Source organism: Kluyvera sichuanensis, from assembly GCF_014218705.1.
GTDB lineage: Bacteria > Pseudomonadota > Gammaproteobacteria > Enterobacterales > Enterobacteriaceae > Kluyvera > Kluyvera sichuanensis.
On sequence record NZ_JABBJF010000091.1, the window covers coordinates 1 to 386 of the forward strand.

Sequence of the window (386 nt, forward strand, 5' to 3'; positions counted from 1 at the left end):
GCGCTGCCGTCGGTGCAGGGCCAGATGGAGAATCTGGCGGTGGACATGGGCTACACGCCGGGCGTGCTGGCGCTGTTCTACAAAGTGGCGATTGGATCCGGCGTGGCGCCGCTGGTTATCTTTATGGGCGTGGGCGCGATGACCGACTTCGGCCCGCTGCTGGCGAACCCGCGCACCCTGTTGCTTGGCGCGGCGGCGCAGTTCGGCATCTTCGCTACCGTGCTGGGCGCGCTGACGCTGAACTACTTCGGCGTCATCCCCTTCACCCTGCCACAGGCGGCGGCGATTGGCATCATCGGCGGCGCGGACGGCCCGACGGCAATTTACCTCTCCAGCAAGCTGGCCCCGGAACTGCTGGGGGCGATTGCGGTGGCGGCCTACTCGTA

At 67.4% G+C, this 386-nt stretch carries 1 protein-coding gene; it reads left to right on the forward strand.

Going from position 1 to position 386, the window contains the following annotated elements; genetic code table 11:
- Window positions 1-386: sodium ion-translocating decarboxylase subunit beta (locus tag HII27_RS26890; RefSeq protein WP_185670194.1), on the forward strand; the 386-nt coding region annotated here is incomplete at both ends.